We start from the raw sequence: 23315 nt of genomic DNA on the forward strand, positions 1-23315 counted from the left end.
TGTTGGACGAATATTGCTTCCAAGCCCTGTATTGCCAGAGTATTTTTATAACAGAAAGCAGGCAACACTTTTCTTCATCACAAAACTTCTATCATGAACAATCAGCCACTCAGTTTCAAATACGAATTGGAAAAGAAAACCCCACGTACTTCCGATGGCGGCACTACCAGGGGGGCTTCTGTAAACGATTTCCCGGCGTCGGCAGGCATTGCCGGGGTATCCATGAGATTACAACCCGGCAGCATGCGGGAACTGCACTGGCACGCCAACGCAGCCGAGTGGGCTTATGTGGTGAGTGGCACCGTACGCACTACCATCATACATCCGGATGGCAGCAGCTATGTCGACAATTTCTCCGAAGGGGATGTATGGTATTTTCCAAAGGGATATGGCCACTCGATACAGGCCACCGGCACCACCGAATGCCACTTCATCCTGATCTTCGACAATGGAAATTTTTCGGAAGACCATACTTTCAGCGTTACCGATTTTGTGGCTTCGATGCCCCCGGAAATTGTAGCCCAAAACCTTGGCCTGTCGTTGGAAGAAGTAGCGGCATTGCCGAAAAAAGAGGCCTATTTCGCCGCAGGCGTAGTACCGGATGAATCTTCCTTTGTGGCCACACCGAGGCCGGAGATCGAACTCACCACTCCTCATCGCTATCCTTTGCATGCGCAACAACCCAAGGTGGTTCCCGGCGGCGGCACGCAGCGATTGGTATCGGCTAAAGAATTTCCCATCAGCACTACCATGACAGGTTCTGTAATAGAACTGCAACCCGGCGCTATGCGTGAAATGCACTGGCATCCCAATGCGGACGAGTGGCAATATTATCTATCCGGCCAGGCCGAAATGTCTGTCTTCCTTGCGGAAGCCACGGTAGTGAAAGAAGAATTCAATGCAGGCGATGTGGGTTATGTACCCATGGGTGCCGGGCATTACATCAAAAATACCGGCACTACGGTTTGCCGGGTGCTGATCGGGTTTAACAGCGGCCGCTACGAATCGATCGATCTCAGCGAATGGCTATCCGGCAACCCGGCTGATGTGGTCAGCACCAACTTTGGATTAGCGGAGGGTGAGATAGAAAAATTACCGGCAAAAAAATCATTCATTCTTCCAAAGAAATAAACCGGGCAATTATGAACCAGGCAATTCCTTCCGCATTGAATGACCAGGCTATTGTATCGCAGAAAACAGGCGTACAGGAAAGGATGGCCATTTTTCTGGCATTGATTGCCGGATATATTGATGCCATCGGGTTTATCAAATGGAGAACGTATGTTTCATTCATGAGCGGGAATACCACGCAGCTGGGTTTCAACCTTTCACAAAAAAACATAGACCTGGCTTTACCGGCCGCAACAGCCATCGGTTCATTTGTAACAGGCATATTTCTGGGCACCTCCCTTTCAATGCGCCAAAGACCAGGCATCAGGCCGGTACCTTTCATGATCGTTGCAGGGCTGCTGCTGATGGATATGATATTGGCATTCAACTTTACCATTCCACCACTGGTATCCATCGCTATGATCAGCCTGGCAATGGGTTTCATGAATACGATCCTCACCACGGTAGGCAAAGAAAAAGTAAATACAGATTTTGTAACAGGTACACTCAACAGCCTTGCGAGGCAGGTGGCCATGGCGGGAATGACATCAGACAGGCAACAAAAACAACAGCACAAAACTACCGCCTGGCACCTGTTACTTATCTGGGGCGGGTTTGTTGCAGGAGCATTCAGCGCAGCATTTTGTATGCATCAACTGGATGAATGGGCATTGGGGTTTCCGGCGTTGCTGCTTTTATCCGGCATTTTTCTCTGGCATTTGCTATTCACTGAAAACATGGATGATGTATGATCTATGATGTATGATAGATGATGTATGATGGATGATGGATGATGGATGGCCTTAAATTTATTTTTAACTATTAAAATTTACAACAATGAGCACAATCAAAGTACAAGACGGCACAGAAATCTATTACAAAGACTGGGGCACCGGGCAGCCCATTGTATTTCATCATGGATGGCCATTATCCGGCGACGACTGGGATGCGCAGATGATGTTTTTCCTGGCGCAGGGTTACCGCGTGATCGCACACGACCGCAGGGGACATGGACGCTCTTCGCAGGTTTCGGAAGGGCATGACATTGATACTTACGCAGCAGATGTTGCCGAACTCACCCGCTTCCTCGACCTCAAAGATGCCATTCACATCGGGCATTCTACCGGCGGCGGCGAAGCGATCCGTTATGTAGCGAAATACGGGCAGGGCCGTGTAGCCAAAGCGGTATTGATCAGCGCCATTACTCCGCTGATGTTACAGACCCCGGCAAACCCCGATGGTGTACCACTTTCTGTATTCGATGAAATACGCGAAGGCACTGCCACACAGCGGGCGCAATATTTCAACGATTTTCCTGTTGCATTTTACGGCTTCAACCGCGAGGGCGCAAAAGTATCCGAAGGGCTTAAGAAAAACTGGTGGCGCCAGGCCATGATGGGCAGCATCAAAGCACATTATGATGGCATCAAAGCTTTTTCGGAAACGGATCTTACCGAAGACCTGAAAGCTGTAGAGGTGCCGGTGTTGGTACTGCATGGCGAAGACGACCAGATCGTTCCTTATGCCAACTCGGGACCAAAAGCGGCAAAATTATTGAAGAACGGCCAACTCATCTCCTACCCCGGTTTTCCGCATGGCATGCCGGCAACAGAAGCAGCAACGATCAATGCCGATATACTCAAGTTCATTAAATCCTGAGAAACGCCACAACAGGTCAAAGGCCGTCCGTAACCGGATGGCTTTTGTTTTTTATAGAATTCCAGGGTAACTGATACCATTTTATATTTACATAATACCCTTTGTTATCGCGATAGTTGCACAATAAAATTTTAATTTTGATAAAGATCATTTATGTCACAGGAAATCAACGGCAATCCCGATGTAAGGATCGTGGAGTATCAGCCGGAACACAAGTCTGCCTTTCGCTCGCTCAATGAAGAATGGATATCCACTTATTTTGAAATGGAAGAAACGGATTACAAGGCACTTGATCACCCGGAAGAATACATTCTCAGCAAAGGAGGCAAAATATTGGTTGCGCTTTACAATGATGAGCCATCGGGAGTTTGCGCCCTGATAAAAATGAATGACGGTAAGTATGATTATGAACTGGCGAAAATGGCGGTTTCGCCTAAGGTACAGGGAAAAGGCATCGGGTGGTTGCTCGGACAAGCCGTGATCAATGCCGCAAAAGAACTCGGCGCCTCTAAGATCTACCTGGAAAGTAATACTATTTTAAAACCCGCTATCAGCCTGTATTACAAACTGGGGTTTAAAAAGATCGTGGGGCATCCTACACCGTATAAACGTTGTAATATCCAGATGGAACTGGATTTGTAATTTCAACTCCCGAAGGCAAACGTTGTTTCATTTATATTCCGTAATTTTGCCCATTACCCGGGGCTGACCGGTTTTGACAGCATAGATCTTTGCAAGTGTAAGCATGTAGTGCGTTGGATAATTAGCACTTAAATCTGAATATTCAAACTTTATATGGCAATACTCAGTATGCCATGGCTGCTTAATCGATAGATTAGCATCCATTAGGGCCGCCGGGCAGGTTCGCCTGTTACCATGCTCCGCCGCCGACTCAAAACAAAAACGGGCTGCTTCAACCGAATGATGTGACGGTTGATTAAGAACATTCTTCTAAGGATATAGTTGGTTGGTTAGGTCCCTGCTTTATCCCGACAATTAATAACTAAATAAACATGTAGAAAGCTTGTGGCGAATATGTTTGGACCAGGGTTCGATTCCCTGCAGCTCCACTTTTTCACTTACCAGATTATGCTAATGCCGGTCCCGACAATAATTTCGGGAGCGGCATTTTTGTTTTTGGTACTTGCCAACATACATATAAGCTCAAAATTTATTAGTAATTGGGTGAAGGTAGCAGAAGCCTGAATATGTAAACAAACCCTGGCAAAGTCACTTATATACTCATCTGCTTATTTCCATTTATAAGAAGAGCCTGCACAACTGTTGATATAATTCTTCGGGTGCAAATGGTTTTGCCAATATATCATCTGTATTCGCGTCATTAACGGAATTAAATTAAGTCCACATTCGACATGCCCTCAGACACTTTGGTATCCCATTTGTTTAAGGTAAAGCCTGCAAGGATCGCATAGCAGATGAACATTGGGGAATACTTCGGGGTATTATTTGCTCATGTAGAAAAAAGGCCGGAATCTTTATAAATAAATCATACACCCTCGATTAAATGGTGTAGCTTGAATATAGTCTTCAATTCACCTGATTTCCCTTACCCCCTATCGTTCACTATAAATAAGCAATTATGCACTCCGTTCCCCACCACATCATAGCCATTGGCGCTTCTGCCGGCGGCATGGAAGAGATCAATGAATTTTTCGATCATACACCAATGGATGGAGTGTCGTATGTCATCATCCAGCATTTGTCGCCGGTATTTAAAAGCAGGATGGTAGAGTTACTCGCGAAGCACAGTAAATTATTGGTAAAAGAAGCGGAAGATGATATGCTGGTACTCACCAATGAAGTGTACCTGATACCCCACGATAAATTTATGACGATTGTGAACGGAAGGTTCATACTAACAGAAAAAGAACAAGTGAAAGGGCCCCACCTCACTATCAATACTTTCTTTACCTCCCTGGCGATCGACTGTGGTGAAAAGGCCATTTGTGTGATACTTTCCGGGTTGGGCTCAGATGGTACGGAGGGTGCGCAGCGGATCAAAGCGGAGGGTGGCATGGTGATAGCCCGCGATCCGCGGAACGCCGAATTTGGCAGCATGCCGGCAAGCGTGATCTCGGCCGGTGCTGCCGACCTGATACTTGAACCTTCGCAAATGCCACGGGCCATAGAGCAATACCTTGCCCAATACGAAGCCGTATTCATAAGCAGCTCAACCGACGAAAAGGACCTGAAAGATATCCTTGAATTGATAAAGGAACAGTTGCCGCTGGATTTTAGCGGTTACAAACGGCCCAGGATTTTAAGGAGGATAAAAAGAAGGGCTTCCGAAAAAAAGGTCAGCAACCTCGAAGATTATGTTGCTTTGCTGAAAAATGATCCGGAAGAAGTAAAAGCGCTGGCGCAGGACTTCCTGATCAGCGTAACCTCTTTTTTCAGGGATAAGGAATCATTTGAATTTTTACAATTGAACTGTGTGCCCAAAATATTGGCAAAGCTACAGGATGGGGAGGAACTCAAGATGTGGGTGGCCGGATGTGCCACCGGAGAGGAAGCCTATTCATTCGCCATCATCATTCATGAGTTGTTGAAGGATGGGCACAAAGATGTTGTCGTAAAAATATTTGCAACCGATATCGATAACAACGCACTCGCGGTAGCCGGCAAAGGGCTGTACAGCTCAGCCGTTGTAAAGGATATCAGTGCCGAGCGCCTTGATAAATATTTTACCAAAGAAGGTAACCAATACCGGGTAAAACACGAGATCCGGAAAATGCTGATCTTTGCACAGCACGACCTGGTAAAAAATCCTCCTTACTGCAACATGAACATGATCAGTTGCCGCAACCTGCTGATCTACATGTCCGTTGACCTCCAAAAGAAAATTTACCTGATGCTGTTGTTCGGGTTAAAAACGGACGGATACCTGTTTTTAGGCAGCAGTGAAAATCCGGGAACTATTGCTCAACACCTGGAAACGGTCAATAAAAAGTTCAAGATATTTAAGAGCCTTCAAACAAAAAGATCTGTTTACTTTGATGGTTTTGCCCTGCCACAGATGGCGGATGTAAGAGAGGCGCAGCGTGCGGCAGCGAAGCCGGAAAGTAACCAGCACATCTTTAACTCCCTCACCGAAGCCGTCAATAAAACATTAATTGCTGACCTCGATTACCTGGCAGTTTGTATCGATGAAAACAATACGGTATTGAGAACATATGGCGATACCACCCGGTTCCTGTTGCAAAAGAATTTCACCTCCAACATTGTAGAATTACTTCCTATACCGTTAATGGCTGTATTCAACACCAGCATCATCAGCGCCAGGAAGAACAATGAAAGAGTTATTGTTAACGGTGTTCCTCTTAAGGAAAATGGTGGAAAAAGAATAGATCTTTCGGTGTATCCATTGAATATCCAGCATGGTTCATCCAGGATATTCCTGGTGGTGTTCAATCATTCAGCTGATGAAGCTACATTGCAAACCATTGCTGCCCCTTATGATGAAAAAAAGCATTTCGATGAATATATCAATATACTTGAAGACGAACTCAACAACCTGAAAGACAGGCTGCACAATACTTATGCACAACTGGATGCTTCCAACGATAATATGCAATCTTATAACGAAGAGTTGCTTTCGGCCAATGAAGAAATGCAAAGTACCAATGAAGAGATGCAAAGCGTAAATGAAGAATTGCAAACCATCAATACGGAATACCAGTTAAAAAACAAGGAATTACTGGAGCTGAATGATGACCTCAACAATTATTTCCGAAGCAATATTCATGGCCAGCTTTTCGTGAACAACGACATGTTGCTGATGAAATTTTCTCCGGGAACAGTCAATCTCATCAATTTGTTGCCAACGGATATTGGCCGCCCATTAAGCAATATTTCCACCAATATAAAATTCGAGACCCTCATCGATGATATTAAACTGGTGTTATCAAAAGGTACCATCATCACTAAAGAGATCCAAACCAACAACGGTAGCTGGTACCAGGTGGTGACCATGCCATATATCCAGCAGATAGGCAATAAAAAGGATGGGGCCATCCTTACCTTCAACGATATTACAGCCTTAAAAACAATGCAGGATGAATTGAGCAAAAAAAACAAGAGCCTCATCCGGATCAATGGCGACCTCGATAATTTTGTACACACGGCCTCGCATGACCTTTTAGCGCCGTTGAGTAATATCGAGCTCAGCATCAATGTGATGAATAAACTGAATGATGTAGATCCCGCCCTCAACAATTTTTTAGCCATCATCAACAACTCCGTAAAAAAATTCCGGTCGTTGATCACAGAAATATCCACCATCGCTAAAATAGATAGTGATATGCTCCCGGCAGAGATGGTGGATATAGAAGAACTGATCCAGGATGTAGAATGGAGCCTGAATGATAAAATAACCGGATGCAATGCCGTGCTCAATTGCCACCTGGATATTACCCGGATCCTCTTTTCGAAAAAGAGTTTGCGGAGCATCTTATTTAATTTGATCTCTAACGGGATAAAATTTAACGAAAAATCACCCGTGATTGATATCACGACCACCAAAACCGACGAAGGCTTTCTCCTCACAGTCAGCGATAACGGTATAGGAATGAAAGAAGAAGATGTTGAAAATATCTTTGGAATGTATAAACGGTTAAACCCCACCCTCGAAGGACAGGGAGTAGGATTATATCTTGTGAAGAAAATTGTTGATGCGGCGGAAGCTACAATTCACGTAAAAACCGAAATTGGCAAAGGCAGCACCTTTAGCATTTACTTCGATAGCAGCGTTGAAACCAACGGGCTAATGGCAATAAGTTAATCCATATCCATGTGCATTCGGGTAGTCAACTCCCATGAGTTGTCAACTCATTTTATCCCATACCGGAAAAATTATCAAAGCGATCGGGTATTGGCCGGGTTTTTAAAATAATTAAAAAAGAAAATGTTGTTAATTCATTAATAATCCAATAGGTATATTATATTTCCCCCTTTATATTTGAAAAATAATAAACCAAAAACTTAAATATGCAAAGAAAGTTACTCTGCCTGATCGCTGCCTTTTTTATCGTCTTCGTTTCGTTTGCGCAAAAGAAAGCAAACATGATCTTTTTTACCCCGAATGAAGAAAAATTTTATTTGATCGTTAATGGTATCCAGCAAAATGCGGAACCGATGTCCAATGTAAAGATCACAGACATGAGTTCACCGATGGTGTACAATGTTAAAGTGAGGTTTGACGACAGTAAACTCGCTGTTATCAATGATAAAGTATCCCTCGAACCGGGAACGGAAAAATCGTGGAGTATCCAGGCGAAGAAGAAAAAAAATGCCGGGGAAAATGAATTTGTAATAAAAACTGCCGGGGAGATTGATCTTGATGAAACCCCCAGTGCCACCAACTTTGCCCCCGAACAGGTGATCGTTTATCATACCACTCCTTTGCCCAATATCAATGCAGATGGTGTTTCTATCAGTATGAATGTAAATGAACAGAGTGCTAATGTCAGCTTTAATGTGCAGGGCGGAACCACTACTTCTACCAGTACGAGCGTGCAAACCAGTACTACTACTACAAATATGCACGGCGGTGGTTATTGCCGCAACCCGATGGACGCCATCAGTTTCAGGCAGCAACTCGAAAGGGTACGTAGCCAGGGTACCGCCGCAGGCAGAAAGATCATCGCTGAAAAAATAGCGCAGACCAACTGTCTTACCTCCAGCCAGGTGTACGAATTATGTGACGCCATGTATATGAATGCCGATAAAATGGCACTGGCCAAGTATAGCTACACCCGTTCTTTTGATCCACAGAATTACGAAGAAGTTTTTAAGGCGCTTCCCACCAACAGTATGGTGCAGGAACTCAACAACTATATTGAAAGCATCAGAAATTCCGGAGGCAATTTCCCTCCTGTTCCGCCTACCCCTCCTACTCCCGCCACTCCGGTAGTAATTGAATATGTGCCAGGCTACAATGGACCTTATGGCTGCCCTCAACCCATGAGCCGGGCAAATTTCGCATCCGCGAAAAGTACCATCGATGATGCCGATTTTGAAAATACGAAACTGAGCACAGCTAAAACAATCGTGGAATCCAATTGTGTAACTACCGACCAGGTAGTAGAGATCTGTAAACTGTTTGATTTCGAAAACAGCAAACTCGAATTTGCCAAGTTTGCTTATGCAAAAACATATGATAAAGGGAATTATTTCAAAGTGGCGAAAGTGTTTGATTTTGACGCATCCAAACAGGAATTGAATAAATATTTAAAAGGAAAGTAATCGTCCTGAAAAGTAAGTGCAGTCCCCCGGAAAAAATCCGGGGGACTTTTTTTATACACGTGTTGATGCTGTTCATGACACCGACGCCGCCGTAGTAACCCTTCACGATACTTTCGTAACTTTATTCTTTAAACAATCACCCATGTTAGACATCGTAATAGATTCCCGCGAAGCGATATTATCGCCTGGATTTTCTGTTAAACGTATCCTTCCGTTTCGCCAGAGAAGAATGGTAGGCCCCTTTATATTTATGGATCATGGGGGGCCCATCAGCGTGCCGGCCAGCACCAGCCTGGATGTATTGCCGCACCCGCATATCGGGTTATCGACCGTGAGCTACCTGCTGGATGGAAATGTGATGCACAGGGACAGTCTTGGTGTAGAGCAGTTGATAAAACCCGGTGAAGTAAACTGGATGACGGCCGGAAAAGGCATCGCTCACAGCGAACGTTTTGAAGACCCTTCGGTACTCGCTGCCGGTGGACTGGAGATGATACAGACCTGGGTGGCACTTCCCGAAAAGGATGAAGAATCTGATCCTTCTTTTAAAAATTATACCGCAGAAGAATTACCCGTCTTCACCGACAAAGGTGTATGGATGCGGCTGATAGCAGGTGATGCTTACGGATTAAAAAGTGATGTAAAAACAAGCTCGCCCTTGTTTTATTTACATGTTGAACTGGAGCAGGGCGCCACTTTTACCTTACCCAAAGAACATAGTGAAAGAGGTATTTATATTGTACGCGGAAGCCTGGAATTAAATGGGGTTACCTATGCCGACGGTAAACTACTTGTGTTTACCAAAGGTGCAGAGCCCATTCTTCTGGCAAAAGAAAAAACTACCATGATGATGTTGGGTGGTGAACATATTGGCGATCGTTACATCTGGTGGAATTTTGTATCGAGCCGCAAAGAACGGATCGAACAGGCGAAAGAAGACTGGAAACAAGGCAGGATATTATTGCCTCTAACCGATAATCATGAATTTGTACCGCTGCCAGACGACCGTACAAAACCTGCAGGCGGGCCACCTCCGGGGGCATTGTCGTGATTGCCTAAGGTAAAGTACAATCTTACAAAAATGGGCGGTTGCATCTAAAAGCAGTCCATCACAAATTTGCAGATACGCTTTTTCATGTCAGCATTAGCGTTCTTACAATTATTTTTCATGACTGTAGTCATACGCTGTCCGATCTACAGTTAGTCAATCAAAAACCCACCAGTACTCGCTGATGGGCCGGTTTATATTTCACAAATTATGCACTACTAAAAACTTAATGGGTGATGTAGATCAGGATTGTAACAGCTGGTTCGTTTTTCGGATCAATAGCGTTATTACTATATTCTCTCACCGGCATTTCCACTACTATCGCCCCCTCATCCTCTCCGGGACGTTTTGCTATGGTAAGATGAGTATGTGTTACTTTCCTCGCAAAACCCAATGCTTTCATTATTTTTTTGACGGCAGACATGACTGGATCAGTTTACTTCTGCACCCACAATACAAAAGCCACACCATAGATAAAATCCCGGGGATGCCAACGCCATCAATTTTCGATGAGCGGGCAAAAACACCCGTTAAGTGCAATAAAAACTACAGAAATCTCTAACGAGTGGATTCCCCGTTGAGGCATAAATTACTGAACTCACCAACCCTCTTTCAATCCGTCTTTCAATGCCTGCTGGTATTTTTTTACATTAAAGCAATAAAGATTGGGCGACCGGTGTGCCCCACCCTTACGGGTTTCTTCAAACTGATCGAGGATATCATAACTGATCATCTTGCGATAAAAGTTTCCACGGTTGAGTTTTTTATTGAGGATAGTCTCATACAATCTCTGGAGTTCGGGCATGGTAAATTCTGCCGGTAAAAGATTATACCCGATCGGTTTATAATTCAATTCTTTGCGAAGCGTCAGCAACGCCTTATCGGTGATCTCCCGGTGATCCATCATGAACGGGGGCAGGTCTGAAATATCTTTCCATTCGCAGGCGGCAGAAAAATCATCCGTTATCGGCGTCACATCTTCGTAATCTACCAGCGCAAACATCCCTATGGAAATGAACCGTTGTTTGTTCCACAACGAATCAGGGTAATCTTTAAAAAAACCTTCGGAGCGGTTGAGGCTGGTGAACGTACCAAACTCCTGCAGGTAAATATTTTCGGCGCCCGTACGCTCCTTCAATATCCTGCTGGCCGCTTCATGTACGTTCTCCGTCTTGAGCATGTACCCACCGGGTAAGCCCCATAGTTCCTGGTCCTTCAGCTTTGTCAGTAATACTTTCAGCATACCGCCATGAAAACCAAACACCACACAATCCACTGAAATATGCGGCAGGTAGATCCTTTTAGCTTCCGCGGATTTTTTTTCCAATAGTTTTTTCAGCTGCATCCTGCAAATGTACGCATGTAAAATATACAGCACTATATATAAAATGAGTGGGTAAAAGAAAAATATGGCCGTTTTCAACTTTTATTACTAATATTGCTTCATAATGAAGCAATGAAGTTTCGTTAGCCCGATTGTTACTTTTCATTTTAAAAAATAAATGATGTACAGCCATATCAGAAAATCTTCCCTCTTCGTCCTCACCGGATTGGTTTTTGCAGGAATTTCCTGGAAAGAAAAAAGCAACATGGATCATCCTGGAAAAAAAACACCGGTATTAACTATCAATGGTTTCACATTTGCCGATCTGAATGGTAATGGCAAACTCGATGTCTATGAAGATACCCGGTTGCCGGTCAGTGCTCGTGCAGCCCATCTTGTGGAGCAGATGACGGATGAGGAAAAAGCGAATTTCCTGATCGGTACCGGTATGCCTGGCTTCGATGGGCTTACCCCCGTAGCAGGCGCTGTAGAAGGCCGCGTGCCCGGTGCTGCAGGCGGAACGTATGCCATACCGCGACTCGGAATACCGGCAATCATCCTGGCAGACGGCCCCGCCGGCTTACGCATCAAACCGGTAAGGTCGGACGATCGCAAAACCTATTATTGCACTGCATTCCCTGTAGGCACATCACTGGCATCTACCTGGAATACAGACCTGGTGCAGGCTGTAGGCAAAGCCATGGGAAATGAAGTGAAAGAATATGGTGTGGATGTGTTACTGGCCCCCGCACTCAACATACACCGCAATCCCTTGTGCGGAAGAAATTTTGAATATTATTCGGAAGACCCACTGGTATCGGGCAAGATAGCCGCGGCAATGGTAAATGGCATTCAATCCAATGGTGTAGGCACTTCTGTAAAACATTTTGCCGCCAACAACCAGGAAACGAATCGCCTTTCAATCAACGAGCATGTGAGCGAAAGGGCTATGCGTGAAATTTATCTGAAAGGTTTTGAAATAACAGTAAAAGAATCGCAGCCGTGGACGATCATGTCTTCTTACAACCTCGTCAACGGCACATATACTTCCGCGAGAAAAGATCTGCTGACAGATATCCTGCGCAACGAATGGGGGTATAAAGGTATGGTGATGACAGATTGGTTTGGCGGTTTCGCAGGCTTCGCTTCCATCAAAGCCGGTACCAGCAACTCTATAGAACAATTGAATGCCGGCAACGATCTGCTGATGCCGGGATTACCTTCGCAACGCGATGCGATACTGGCTGCCATTAAAAGCGGGGGCATTCCCAAAGAAGTAGCAGACCTGAATGTAAAGAGGATCCTGGAACTTGTAATGCGTTCGCCCGTGATGACGAATTACAAATATTCCGATAAGCCCGACCTGAAAGGTAATGCGGATATAACCCGCAAAGCTGCGGCTGAAGGAATGGTGTTGTTGCAGAACAAAGCTAACGTTCTCCCCTACACGAAAACAGGCGGAACGATCGCCGGCTTCGGTGTCACCTCCTATGATTTTATTTCGGGAGGAACCGGCAGCGGGGATGTAAACGAAGCCTACACCATTTCATTGATTGACGGCCTCACAAATGCAGGGTTGAAAACAGATGAAGAATTGAAAAACCTATATATCCCATTCGTAGCAAAAGAAAAAGCGGCCGAGCTTGAAGGCCGCAAAAGCAAAGGCATTCTTGCCTTGCCGCAACGCCTGCCGGAGCTGGAGCTGAGCGAGCAACTGATCGCAAAGAAAGCAGCCGGCACGGATATCGCCATCATCACCATCGGAAGAAATTCCGGTGAGGGTGGTGACCGGAATGTTGACAACGATTTCAACCTGGCCAAAGATGAAATACAGTTGATCGACCGGGTATCTTTGGCATATCACAAAGCAGGCAAAAAAGTGGTGGTCATCCTTAACATCGGCGGTGTGATAGAAACCGCCAGCTGGAAAAACAAAGTGGATGCCATCCTGCTCTCGTGGCAACCCGGCCAGGAAGGCGGTAATTCGGTAGCAGATATCTTTACGGGTAAAGTAAATCCTTCAGGAAAACTTACCATGACTTTTCCGGTAAAATATGAAGACACTCCTTCAGCATCCAATTTTCCGGGCACACCGGCCAATGATCCGAAAGAAGTTACCTATGCCGAAGGTATCTATGTTGGCTATCGTTATTACAATACATTCAATGTAAAACCTTCCTTTGAATTCGGCTACGGGTTATCCTATACTGATTTTCAGTACAGCCATATAAAGATCGGAAATACGGATGCCGCTGGTAACATTACCGTTACAGCCGATATAAAAAACACCGGAAAGACTCCCGGCAAAGAAGTAGTACAATTATACATTTCAGCCCCTTCCGGGAGTATTGACAAACCTTCGGAAGAACTGAAAGCTTTTGCGAAGACAAAATTACTGGCACCGGGAGAATCAGTTACAGTTTCATTGACACTGGCACCTAAAGATCTTGCCTCTTTCATACCCGCACAACAGTCATGGATAGCCGAAAAAGGTAAGTATAGAATTTCCCTCGGCACTTCATCAACAAAGATCAGGCAATCCGGCAATCTTTCGCTGGACAAAGATATGGTAGTGGAAAAAGTACATCCGGCATTTGCGCCCGATTTTAAATTCACCGACCTGAAAGCACGTTAAATGGTAAACGACAAACAGTGAGTAACGGCCGGTGTTTCCACACCGGCTGTTTTTTTTCTGAACAGGTGAATTTTCTTTATAGATTTTAAAACAACGCTACAATTACATTGAGCTACCACATATAATACCGCAGGTACTTTATTTGCCGGTATGAATGTATCTTTCCGGTAAATTGATGCAATGACCCCGGACTCGTATTACAAAGACCGCCTGGCCGAATTGACCACCGAACATAAAAGATTATCGAATAAAAAATCAGTGTTCGGCATACTTCGTTTTGGCAGCATAGCGGCATTGATAGCGGCATTTTATTTTTTGTGGTCGCTGGGATGGCTTTACGTGGCAGTGGCAACAATTGTATTATTGTTTATTTTTATTCAGCTGATATATAAGGACCTTGCCAACAAAGCTGCCATTGAACACCTTGCCCACCTGATACAGATCAACAAAGATGAACTGACCGCTCTTACTTCGGGTTATTATCATTTTGCTGATGGGTCATCGCTACAGCCAAAAGAGCATTATTACGCCAACGATATGGATCTGTTGGGGCATGCGTCACTTTTTCAATTCCTCAACAGGGCCACTTCCGAAATGGGGGCAACTACTCTCGCCGATTGGTTGCTGGCGCCGGCTACTATAGAAGTAATTGCCAACAGGCAATCTGCCGTCAGAGAACTTTGCGACAAAACCATCTGGCGACAAAAATTACAGGCTTATGGAAAAGAAAAAACCATTACACATCGCACACAATCGAGGTTGCAGAACTGGCTTGCGCAACCCGACTCTTTTTCAGCTTTCAAAGCATGGAAATGGCTGAGATATTTTTTGCCCGCAATCATGTTGGGTGTAAGTGCGGCGGCATGGCTGGATATCGTAAGTATGAATGTATTTTATGGCACCCTGTTCCTTTTCGCGGTCATCGCTTTCCAGATAAATAAATACGTGGGGCCGGTGCATGAGCAACTCTCTAAAATGGTGGATGAGCTCGATGCACTTTCGCAAAGTATCGCCAGCCTTGAGCAGGAAAATTTTTCTTCCGGTTTGCTGGTTACATTGCAAAAGAATTTCACGGCCGATGACGGGAATGCTTCCAGGAAATTAAAGCAATTAAAAAAGATCTTAGACAAACTAGACCTGAGATATAATATAGTGCTCTCTGCGCCGCTGAATCTTTGGTTACTTTGGAACCTGCAGCAAATGCTGGACCTTGAGAAATGGAAAAAGAACAATACCACTTCGATCAGTAATTGGTTTAGCGTGCTGGGTGAGTACGAAGCACTCAATAGCTTTGCCAATACAAAGTTCAATAATCCTGAATGGGTCTTCCCGTTGATCACAGAAAATCACTTTTCAATAGAAGCTACTGAACTTGGCCATCCGCTGATCAATGCCGGCAAACGGGTGGATAATTTCATCAACATTCATCAGCGTGGAGAAGTGATGCTGGTGACGGGCAGCAACATGGCCGGCAAAAGCACCTACCTGAGAAGCGTGGGCATCAACACCATCCTGGCGATGGCCGGCGCGCCGGTTTGCGCCCGTTATTTTTCCATCTCCCCGGTACAGGTCATCAGCAGCATGCGCATAGCCGATAACCTTGAAGAAAGCACTTCCACTTTTTATGCCGAATTGAAAAAACTGAAAACTGTCATCGACAAAGTAAATGCCGGAGAAAAAGTTTTTGTTTTATTGGATGAGATATTACGCGGCACCAACTCTCTCGATCGCCACACTGGTTCTGTTGCTCTGGTAAAACAACTCATCAAACAAAAGGCTGCAGCCATCATTGCAACACATGATATAGCCCTGGCGGAGCTTCAAAAAGAATATCCCGACAATATCCTCAATTACCATTTTGATGTACAGGTGAATAATGAAGAACTTTATTTCGATTATAAATTAAAGCCGGGAGTTTGCCAAAGCATGAATGCATCGATATTGATGAAGAAAATCGGCATCGAATTGTGATGAAGAAGATCAGAAGGAATAATCGCAGATTAAAAAAGGATGAAAGGATTTCGCAGATTAATTTCCCCTTGCGTGAAAAATGTAAAATGCAGTTTATAAAAACATCAAGCCTATAATGGTATTGAAGTTTTCATAAACTGCATTTTAGTTTTCTGCTTTGCAGAAAACAATCTGTGCAATCTCCTTCATCCTTTTTTAATCTGCGATTCATCTTCGCTTCGATCACCATTCTTAATTCTTAATTCGTAATTCTTAATTGCCTAGTTGCTTTTTCCCTTCAGCATCGGCACAAAAGAAAAATTATGAAAAGCTTCTTCTGAATAACTTCCATCAGCATTTTTTGTAAGGCGCAACATCCTTTGGTGTTCACCATCTTCATCATCTACCGGGATGATCATTTTGCCGTTGGTCTTAAGTTGTGCTATCAGCTTTGGAGGAACGAAAGGCGCTGCCGCCGTGATGATCACTTTATCGAAAGGCCCGAAAGTCGGCAAGCCCTCAAAGCCATCGCCGTAAAAGAATTTTAGGTTATGATACTGCGATTTAAAAACATACTGTTTCGTCTTTTCAAACAGATTTTTTTGCCGTTCGATAGTAAAAACTTTTGCCCCCATTTCGGCCAGCACCGTTGCCTGGTAAATGCTGCCTGTGCCTATCTCCAGAATTTTTTCGTGTGGTTTTACCTGCAGTAATTGTGTCTGATAGGCTACAGTATACGGTTGTGAGATAGTTTGCCCATCGGAGATCGGAAATGCCCGGTCTTCGTAAGCAATGTTGTCCAATGCTGTATCTAAAAAAAAGTGTCGGGGAATATTGTTCATAGCTGAAAGCACAGCTTCGTCGGTGATACCTTTTTCACGGAGCAGGTCCATTAGTTTTTTCCTCAGGCCCTTATGCCTGTATGTGTCTTCAAATTTTCTCATTGCAGCCCGCAATTTAATTAATAATCAGCAACGACTGATTATTAATTAAATGGGGTTACTGAACAGTTGATTATTTTTTTTAAAAAATTAGCCGGCTTTAAAATTCATTATTTATAATGTGGAGTATGCTCATCAAAGAAATGATTGACAGCTTTGTTCCAGTCATTCAAAACTGTATTTCTTTCTTTATTAAGATCCTGGCCCGCTTTATTATAATCCTGGGATGCCTTGTTAATTTCATTCACCATTTTATTGTAGTTATCCCTGTCTTCGTTGGTAGGGCTGCTTTTTTTCTCAAATTCTTTCTTCGTGGTTTCGAAACGTTGTTTGGTCAAAAAGTAATCACTTATTGTGCTCATTTTGCCTTTTGCCTCATTTACATAAAAGTTAAGCATCGTTGAAGTTGCCGATACCAGGTCATTATCGCCCTCATAACTTTTTATCGACTTCAGCTTTTCCAACCCTTCCTGGGCATATTTAAGCAGCGATCCTTTGCTTTGTTCGATACCTGTAATATTTCCCTTGGATACTGCTTCCAGCAGGTAATTTTCCTGCACCGAAGCCTTGAAAAATATAAGATAGACTTCGTGGTAATATTTATTCAGCTCACTGACTTTTTTGGTCATATCGCCAAGCTTGCTTTTACCTTCTACCAGCGTAACATTATTTTTTGCAGCAAAACTCTCACTCGCGGTTTTCATACGTTCGTTCGCTTCATCCAGCTTCTTATCTACCATCTCCTGGGCCATCAGGAAAGCCTCCATCTGATCATAACTCTGTTCGGCAATCTCTTCCATGTTCACTATCTTACTATAATCATCATTCAATACATTGTAGTAAAATTTCATAAAGTTCACCGCCGTATCCCGGAGGCTTTTATCTCCTTTGTAAGATGGCATCCCGCTGATATTCATCCTTGCTTCCTGAACTTCATCCAGTAATTTCGAGCGTAGGTTCTCTACCTTCTTTGCCCGTTTTCCATGCGCAGCGGCGCTGGCATAACTCATGAATTTTTTCGAAATATTTTCCTGTTGCTGGCTGATTGCTCCCATATAATCCCCCGGGTTCTCGAAGTTTTGTGCCAGGCTTTTGGTAGAAAAAAGAATTGCAACGCCCATAAAGACGATGGGTAGAAATGATCTCATAAGGTTAATTTTTAAACAAATTAATAATTAATAGGTGAAAAAAGTATTTTTTAAAACTTTTGTTTTGCATTTATTCAACAGGTCACTTTGTCCAGTCCAGCATTATCTTATAAGCTTCTGCCACCGTATGGTCGGCGCTGATATGTTTAAGATAAGTCGCATTGATCATTTTACTTTGTTCGGTTGATTGATTGACCTGTTGCTGATCAAAATTATTGTTGGTAACGGAAATAAGTGTTTTCTCTTTTTCATCGCTTAATTTATCAAACATACTCATGGTATTTTTGTAATAGGCCACATAACTGTTCCATTGCAGCGGCACCGTTCTGCCCGTTTTATATTTAGTGATCCATTCCCCTACAGATTCAATATTTGTAAAATATTCATCACCGCTGATCCGTTGCCGGGCAGAGGCTTTCAGTTGCGCAACAGGCAATGCCGGCAATGGCCTGTAAATGCCTTCTTTACTGTTGTCAGGCTGTAACGCACTGGCGTTGGACTTTTCCTTGTATGAATCGCCGGCGTAGATATCCGGTAAAACGATGTCCGGCTCTACCCCTTTCCATTGTGTGGTGCTCCCATTGACCCGGTAAAATTTATTTTCCGTCACTTTCACAAAATCGGTGTAGTTGCCATTTTTCGATATAGTACCGGTATCCATTGGCAATACCACCTGTGCTGTACCTTTGCCATACGTAGTTCCACCTACTATCAATGCACGGTTGTAATCCTGTAATGCAGCGCTCACAAATTCACTGGCACTGGCACTCGCTCCATTCACCAACACCATCAATGGCCCGTCGTATACCGTTCCGTGATTGGGGTCTTTCAGAAAATGGACTTTCCCATCCCTGTCTTTCAAAGAGGCGATAGGCCCGATATCGATAAAGATCCCGGCTAGTTGCATCCCCTCCCACATGCTGCCGCCACCGTTATACCGCAGATCCAATATCAATCCATCGATATTATCTTTTTTCAACTTTACAATCTCTTTGCTCACATCGTTGGCACAACCATCGTACTGAGCATCTGTCTGCCCCTCTTCTTCCCGGCTATAAAAGCCAGGCAGGCTGATGTAACCGATATTTTTCTGCCCATGCAATACATAACTTTTGACGATGCTTTCATCGTCACTGATCTTTTCCTTGTGAAGCTTAACCGTTTTTATTTCACCCGAAGCGGTGCGTACCGTAACTTCCAGGTCAGCCTCACTATCACCACTCAATAAATTTTCCAATTCTTCCGCAGACATTTCTTCGACTGTTTTCTCCTTTGCGCCGGTTTTCACTTTAACCAGCACATCACCGGTATGCAACTGTCCGCTACGCCACGCACTCCCGCCCGGCTGCAGAAAACTGATCACCACTTCTTCCTTTTCATTCACCGACAGATCAAGCCCGGCGCTGAATTCGGAGGCACTGGTAGCTGCATCCCATTCTTTTTTCTCAGACAGATCCATGTAGCTGCTGTGTGGATCGTAACTCCAGGAAATGGCATTCAGGTAATCATCCTGCATCGATTGGAGCAGTTCGGCAGGTGTTTTCAAAAGATTCCGTATCTGGTTAAGCTGTGCCTTCTTTCTTTTTTGGCGAGCCGCTGTTTCAAGTGTAGAAAAATCAGTTGGTAAAGTTGGCGGCAATTCTCTTTTTGCAGATACCATATCATCCACTATGGTTCCTAAGACCTGCCATTTAAGAAACTGTTGCCAGCGTAGGGCAAGTTCCTGGTCGTTGGCTGCATAAGCGGCAAATGGCCAACTGACAGCGTCAGACCGGGTAAGATCAATGGGCTTCGCCAATACCTGGCTAATCAGGCTATCCGCTTTTTTCAGTTTTGCCTGGTAAAGGGAAACCGATAAATTAAAGAAACCCCACCCATTTCCCTGCAACTCATCATCTAGTTTGTACTGGTATGCTGACAATGCAACCATATCCTTTTGTGTAAACAACAACTTGTCATCGTCCAGTATTTCGATCCAATGCCTGTACAATAAGGCCGATGCTGAATCATTCCATATCCGTGGCTGGTAATGATATTTATCCAGGAAACGTTTTAAGACCTTCACCTTCTGCGGAAAAAGATCGGGCGATTTTTGTTGTGCATTGGCAACTGAGCATGCCAATAGTAAAAATAAGGGCAGGATTTTTCTCATAAAGTTTGTAATAACGAATTACAAATGAACACTTATTATCGTCTTCATTCGTAATTCGTATTGGATCATTCGTAATTGACTACACCCCAAGTTCTTTCTCGATGCGTTTGATCTTCGCATCCAGCTCCGCTTCTGTAGCATCGAACTCGTCAGCTGAAGCCAGTGGGGTATTCACACTGAAATAATATTTTATCTTAGGTTCGGTACCGCTGGGCCTTGCAGAGATCACGCTGCCATCCTGCAGCAGGAACTGAAGCACATTACTTTTAGGCAGATCAATTTTCCATTCGCTGCCATCCAGTAAATTTTTCCCTACCTGCAACTCATAGTCGAGCAATTTTTCTACGGCTATGCCGTCAAATTTTTGTGGCGGATTTGCCCTGTCCTCTTCCATCATCTTCGCGATCTCCGCAGCGCCATTCATTCCCTTCTTGGTAATGCTTACCAGGTTTTCTTTGAAGAAACCATATTCCACATAAAGATCCACCAGTTTATCAAACAGGCTGCGGCCTTTATTTTTTTCATACGCCGCCATTTCGCAAATGAGCGCTACAGCGCTTACAGAATCCTTATCACGCACTTTATCGCCGATCATCAATCCAAAACTTTCTTCACCGCCAACGATGTAATTTTCTTTTCCTTCTTTTTCTTTGATCAATGATGATATCCATTTGAAACCCGTCAATACATTATAACAAGCCACATTATTTTTTTCAGCGATCAGATCGATCATGTTGGTGGTTACGATCGTTTTGATCACCATATCATTCGGCTGTGCAATGCCTTTGGCTTTGCGGGCTTCGATCATGTAGGTGAATGCGAGCAATGCTGTCTGATTGCCATTCAGCAATATCCATTCGCCCTTATTATTTTTTACGCCTACTCCCACCCTGTCTGCATCCGGATCGGTACCCAGCAAAATATCTGCATCCAGTTCTTCAGCCTGTTTCAGGCCGATGCTCATCGTTTCTTTTTCTTCAGGGTTCGGATAAATGACCGTCGGAAAATTTCCATCGGGAACACTTTGTTCTTTCACAATATGAACATTGGTGAAGCCGAATTTTTCCAGCGCCTGCGGCACCAGCATGATGCCTGATCCGTGAATAGGCGTATACACGATCTTGAGGTCGTGCTGCGCTTTACATACATCCGGGTAAACGCTCAATCCTTTCACCATTTCGAGGTATAGCTCATCTACTTCTTTACCAATAATAGTGATATTGCTTTCGCCACCGCTCCATTTCACATCATCGGTAGATTCGATCTTCTCTACTTCAACGATCACATTTTTATCATGTGGCGAAACCATCTGTGCGCCATCGTCCCAATATGCTTTATACCCATTGTATTCTTTCGGGTTATGGCTGGCAGTACATACCACACCACCTTTGCAACCAAAGTGACGGATGGCGAAACTCAGTTCAGGCGTAGGGCGCAGGCTTTCAAAAAGAAAAACCTTGATACCGTTTGCGCCAAATACATTTGCGGTGATCTCTGCAAAATCGCGGCTGTTGTTGCGGCAGTCGTGCGCTATCGCTACGCTGATCTCGCCGGTGAAACATTGTTTCAAATAATTTGCATAACCCTGCGTAGCCATACCCACGGTATATTTATTCATTCGATTGGTACCGATGCCCATGATGCCACGAAGGCCTCCCGTACCGAATTCGAGATTTTTATAAAATGCATCCGCCAGTTCATCGGGATTTTCCGTTTCCATTTTGCGGATCACTTCTTTGGAAGCTTCGTCGTAGTTACCTGACAACCACTTGTCTATCTTTTGTTGAATTTTTGTATCCATATGGTGATATTTTAAAGTCTTCAAATGTAGAATATTCGTATGTTATTCAGCACATTAAAGTTATTTTTGTTTTTTATGAACCGAGTTGAATATCATTCCTGCAATACCTTAACCAGATTTTTTCCCTGCACAGGCAAATTAATGTTCATCTCTTTATTATTTTGTGTTATTTGTACCCCGGGATTTTCACAACAGAATATTCCAACTAAGACTGCCAATACGTTTGAATATGCTCTCTCCGACAGCATTATTACTCCACCAGAACCTGTGGGAAATGGATTAGGTGATAAACGTACCGTTTGCATTTGTTTGGATGGGATAAGTGATAAAACCAGGAAAAATCGTATCAAAACCATCGCCATCATCAACGTTGCCGGCTACGGCGCAGCAATGGCCGGACTTTACGCAGCCTGGTATAAAGATTACCCGCAGGGAAAATTTCATGCATTCAACGATATTTCCGAATGGAAAGGCATGGATAAGATCGGTCATACGTACAGTGCCTATGCCGAAAGCAAGGCCAGCATGGAACTCTGGCGCTGGACAGGGATCGATAGAAAAAAAAGGATCCTGCTCGGTGGTTTCAGCGGTGCCATTTATCAGACCACTATTGAAATACTGGATGGGTTCAGCACCGAATGGGGCTGGAGCTGGGGCGATTTTGGCGCTAATATCCTGGGAAGCGGCATGCTGGTGGCACAGGAGTTTGCCTGGGATGAACAACGGATACAATTCAAATGGTCGTTTCACCGTAAAAGTTATGATGACCCCGGCCTGAATGCACGCAGTAATGATATTTTTGGAAAAAGCAGCCCTGAACGTTTTTTAAAAGATTACAATGGCCAGACGTACTGGCTGAGCACCAGTTTAAAACCTTTTTTCCCGCACTCCCGGATCCCGGCATGGCTGCAGGTTTCGGTGGGTACCGGTATCGAAGGGGTATTTGGCGCGAGAAGCAATGTAGCCAAAGATGACCAGGGGGTTGTCACTTTCGACCGTTCGGATATCAAAAGAAGAAGGCAATGGTATCTTGCTCCTGATATAGACCTCACTAAGATCAAAACGAAAAAGAGAGGGGTGAAACTTGCGCTCACCTTACTCAACATCATAAAATTCCCAACTCCTTCGCTGGAATACAGCAAGGGGAAGATGAGTGTGAACTGGTTCCACTTTTAGATGTATGATGTGAGATGTATGATGTATGATTTCTTTAATATTTAAGTCTGTACGATTTCCGAAAGTCCTTCAAACTGAAAGACATCATAGATCATACATTCATAAGA

General features: G+C 44.1%; 16 protein-coding genes and 1 other RNA gene. 11 read left to right on the forward strand and 6 right to left on the reverse strand.

Translation table 11 applies throughout. The annotated features are described in order from the left end of the window. The first annotated feature begins 93 nt into the window (after positions 1-93). From EGI32_RS01985 to EGI32_RS02020, 8 genes are all read left to right on the forward strand, one after another. Positions 94-1131 carry a cupin domain-containing protein gene (locus tag EGI32_RS01985; RefSeq protein WP_255153683.1) on the forward strand — a complete coding sequence of 346 codons (1038 nt, stop codon included), beginning with the start codon at positions 94-96 and terminating at the stop codon, positions 1129-1131. Between the two features lie 11 nt (positions 1132-1142). Beyond that, positions 1143-1862 (forward strand): YoaK family protein, encoded by a 720-nt coding sequence (locus EGI32_RS01990; RefSeq protein WP_255153684.1) that lies wholly within the window; start codon positions 1143-1145, stop codon positions 1860-1862. 85 nt (positions 1863-1947) lie between these two features. After that, positions 1948-2769, forward strand: a complete 822-nt coding sequence (locus tag EGI32_RS01995) for an alpha/beta fold hydrolase (protein WP_255153685.1) — start codon at positions 1948-1950, stop codon at positions 2767-2769. A 153-nt stretch (positions 2770-2922) separates the two neighbouring features. Further along, positions 2923-3411 (forward strand): GNAT family N-acetyltransferase, encoded by a 489-nt coding sequence (locus EGI32_RS02000; RefSeq protein ID WP_255153686.1) that lies wholly within the window; start codon positions 2923-2925, stop codon positions 3409-3411. 59 nt (positions 3412-3470) lie between these two features. Then, positions 3471-3842: a transfer-messenger RNA gene (gene ssrA / locus EGI32_RS02005) on the forward strand. Between the two features lie 527 nt (positions 3843-4369). Beyond that, positions 4370-7570, forward strand: a complete 3201-nt coding sequence (locus tag EGI32_RS02010; protein ID WP_255153687.1) for a chemotaxis protein CheB — start codon at positions 4370-4372, stop codon at positions 7568-7570. A gap of 206 nt (positions 7571-7776) precedes the next feature. Then, a complete protein-coding gene (locus tag EGI32_RS02015; protein ID WP_255153688.1) occupies positions 7777-9033 on the forward strand; it encodes a DUF4476 domain-containing protein in 1257 nt (418 codons plus the stop codon). 142 nt (positions 9034-9175) lie between these two features. Continuing rightward, on the forward strand, positions 9176-10084 hold the full coding sequence (locus tag EGI32_RS02020) for a pirin family protein (protein WP_255153689.1): 909 nt from the start codon (positions 9176-9178) through the stop codon (positions 10082-10084). 223 nt (positions 10085-10307) lie between these two features. Here EGI32_RS02020 and EGI32_RS02025 read toward each other — a convergent pair whose 3' ends face one another. After that, entirely contained in the window at positions 10308-10505 is a 198-nt protein-coding gene (locus tag EGI32_RS02025) for a hypothetical protein (protein ID WP_255153690.1), read from the reverse strand. Positions 10506-10679: 174 nt separating this feature from the next. Next, positions 10680-11426: an NUDIX domain-containing protein gene (locus tag EGI32_RS02030; RefSeq protein ID WP_255153691.1), complete on the reverse strand. Its 747-nt coding sequence runs from the start codon at positions 11424-11426 to the stop codon at positions 10680-10682. A gap of 160 nt (positions 11427-11586) precedes the next feature. On the opposite strand from EGI32_RS02030, the gene EGI32_RS02035 reads away from it, so the two are divergent. Next, positions 11587-14040: a glycoside hydrolase family 3 protein gene (locus tag EGI32_RS02035; protein WP_255153692.1), complete on the forward strand. Its 2454-nt coding sequence runs from the start codon at positions 11587-11589 to the stop codon at positions 14038-14040. 180 nt (positions 14041-14220) lie between these two features. Next, on the forward strand, positions 14221-16011 hold the full coding sequence (locus EGI32_RS02040) for a MutS family DNA mismatch repair protein (protein ID WP_255153693.1): 1791 nt from the start codon (positions 14221-14223) through the stop codon (positions 16009-16011). A 260-nt stretch (positions 16012-16271) separates the two neighbouring features. Here EGI32_RS02040 and EGI32_RS02045 read toward each other — a convergent pair whose 3' ends face one another. From EGI32_RS02045 to EGI32_RS02060, 4 genes are all read right to left on the reverse strand, one after another. Then, the gene (locus EGI32_RS02045) at positions 16272-16934 is read right to left on the reverse strand and encodes a protein-L-isoaspartate(D-aspartate) O-methyltransferase (protein WP_255153694.1); all 663 of its coding nucleotides are present in this window, start codon (positions 16932-16934) and stop codon (positions 16272-16274) included. Positions 16935-17041: 107 nt separating this feature from the next. Beyond that, positions 17042-18079: a hypothetical protein gene (locus EGI32_RS02050; RefSeq protein ID WP_255153695.1), complete on the reverse strand. Its 1038-nt coding sequence runs from the start codon at positions 18077-18079 to the stop codon at positions 17042-17044. Positions 18080-18161: 82 nt separating this feature from the next. Further along, positions 18162-20231: a carboxy terminal-processing peptidase gene (locus tag EGI32_RS02055; protein WP_255153696.1), complete on the reverse strand. Its 2070-nt coding sequence runs from the start codon at positions 20229-20231 to the stop codon at positions 18162-18164. 79 nt (positions 20232-20310) lie between these two features. Beyond that, a complete protein-coding gene (locus EGI32_RS02060; protein ID WP_255153697.1) occupies positions 20311-22032 on the reverse strand; it encodes a phospho-sugar mutase in 1722 nt (573 codons plus the stop codon). A gap of 141 nt (positions 22033-22173) precedes the next feature. On the opposite strand from EGI32_RS02060, the gene EGI32_RS02065 reads away from it, so the two are divergent. After that, entirely contained in the window at positions 22174-23208 is a 1035-nt protein-coding gene (locus EGI32_RS02065) for a DUF2279 domain-containing protein (RefSeq protein WP_255153698.1), read from the forward strand. Positions 23209-23315: the final 107 nt, after the last annotated feature.

It is taken from the genome of Ferruginibacter sp. HRS2-29, assembly GCF_024343615.1.
Classification (GTDB): domain Bacteria; phylum Bacteroidota; class Bacteroidia; order Chitinophagales; family Chitinophagaceae; genus Ferruginibacter.

What these genes read in the sequence shown, in the direction of transcription:
- EGI32_RS02000 (WP_255153686.1), top strand. Translation starts at nt 2,923, where the DNA reads ATGTCACAGGAAATCAACGGCAATCCCGATGTAAGGATCGTGGAGTAT.
- EGI32_RS02045 (WP_255153694.1), bottom strand. Translation starts at nt 16,934, where the DNA reads ATGAGAAAATTTGAAGACACATACAGGCATAAGGGCCTGAGGAAAAAA.
- EGI32_RS02035 (WP_255153692.1), top strand. Translation starts at nt 11,587, where the DNA reads ATGTACAGCCATATCAGAAAATCTTCCCTCTTCGTCCTCACCGGATTG.
- EGI32_RS02065 (WP_255153698.1), top strand. Translation starts at nt 22,174, where the DNA reads ATGTTCATCTCTTTATTATTTTGTGTTATTTGTACCCCGGGATTTTCA.
- EGI32_RS01990 (WP_255153684.1), top strand. Translation starts at nt 1,143, where the DNA reads ATGAACCAGGCAATTCCTTCCGCATTGAATGACCAGGCTATTGTATCG.
- EGI32_RS02040 (WP_255153693.1), top strand. Translation starts at nt 14,221, where the DNA reads ATGACCCCGGACTCGTATTACAAAGACCGCCTGGCCGAATTGACCACC.
- EGI32_RS02055 (WP_255153696.1), bottom strand. Translation starts at nt 20,231, where the DNA reads ATGAGAAAAATCCTGCCCTTATTTTTACTATTGGCATGCTCAGTTGCC.
- EGI32_RS02010 (WP_255153687.1), top strand. Translation starts at nt 4,370, where the DNA reads ATGCACTCCGTTCCCCACCACATCATAGCCATTGGCGCTTCTGCCGGC.
- EGI32_RS02030 (WP_255153691.1), bottom strand. Translation starts at nt 11,426, where the DNA reads ATGCAGCTGAAAAAACTATTGGAAAAAAAATCCGCGGAAGCTAAAAGG.
- EGI32_RS01995 (WP_255153685.1), top strand. Translation starts at nt 1,948, where the DNA reads ATGAGCACAATCAAAGTACAAGACGGCACAGAAATCTATTACAAAGAC.
- EGI32_RS01985 (WP_255153683.1), top strand. Translation starts at nt 94, where the DNA reads ATGAACAATCAGCCACTCAGTTTCAAATACGAATTGGAAAAGAAAACC.
- EGI32_RS02060 (WP_255153697.1), bottom strand. Translation starts at nt 22,032, where the DNA reads ATGGATACAAAAATTCAACAAAAGATAGACAAGTGGTTGTCAGGTAAC.
- EGI32_RS02025 (WP_255153690.1), bottom strand. Translation starts at nt 10,505, where the DNA reads ATGTCTGCCGTCAAAAAAATAATGAAAGCATTGGGTTTTGCGAGGAAA.
- EGI32_RS02050 (WP_255153695.1), bottom strand. Translation starts at nt 18,079, where the DNA reads ATGAGATCATTTCTACCCATCGTCTTTATGGGCGTTGCAATTCTTTTT.
- EGI32_RS02015 (WP_255153688.1), top strand. Translation starts at nt 7,777, where the DNA reads ATGCAAAGAAAGTTACTCTGCCTGATCGCTGCCTTTTTTATCGTCTTC.
- EGI32_RS02020 (WP_255153689.1), top strand. Translation starts at nt 9,176, where the DNA reads ATGTTAGACATCGTAATAGATTCCCGCGAAGCGATATTATCGCCTGGA.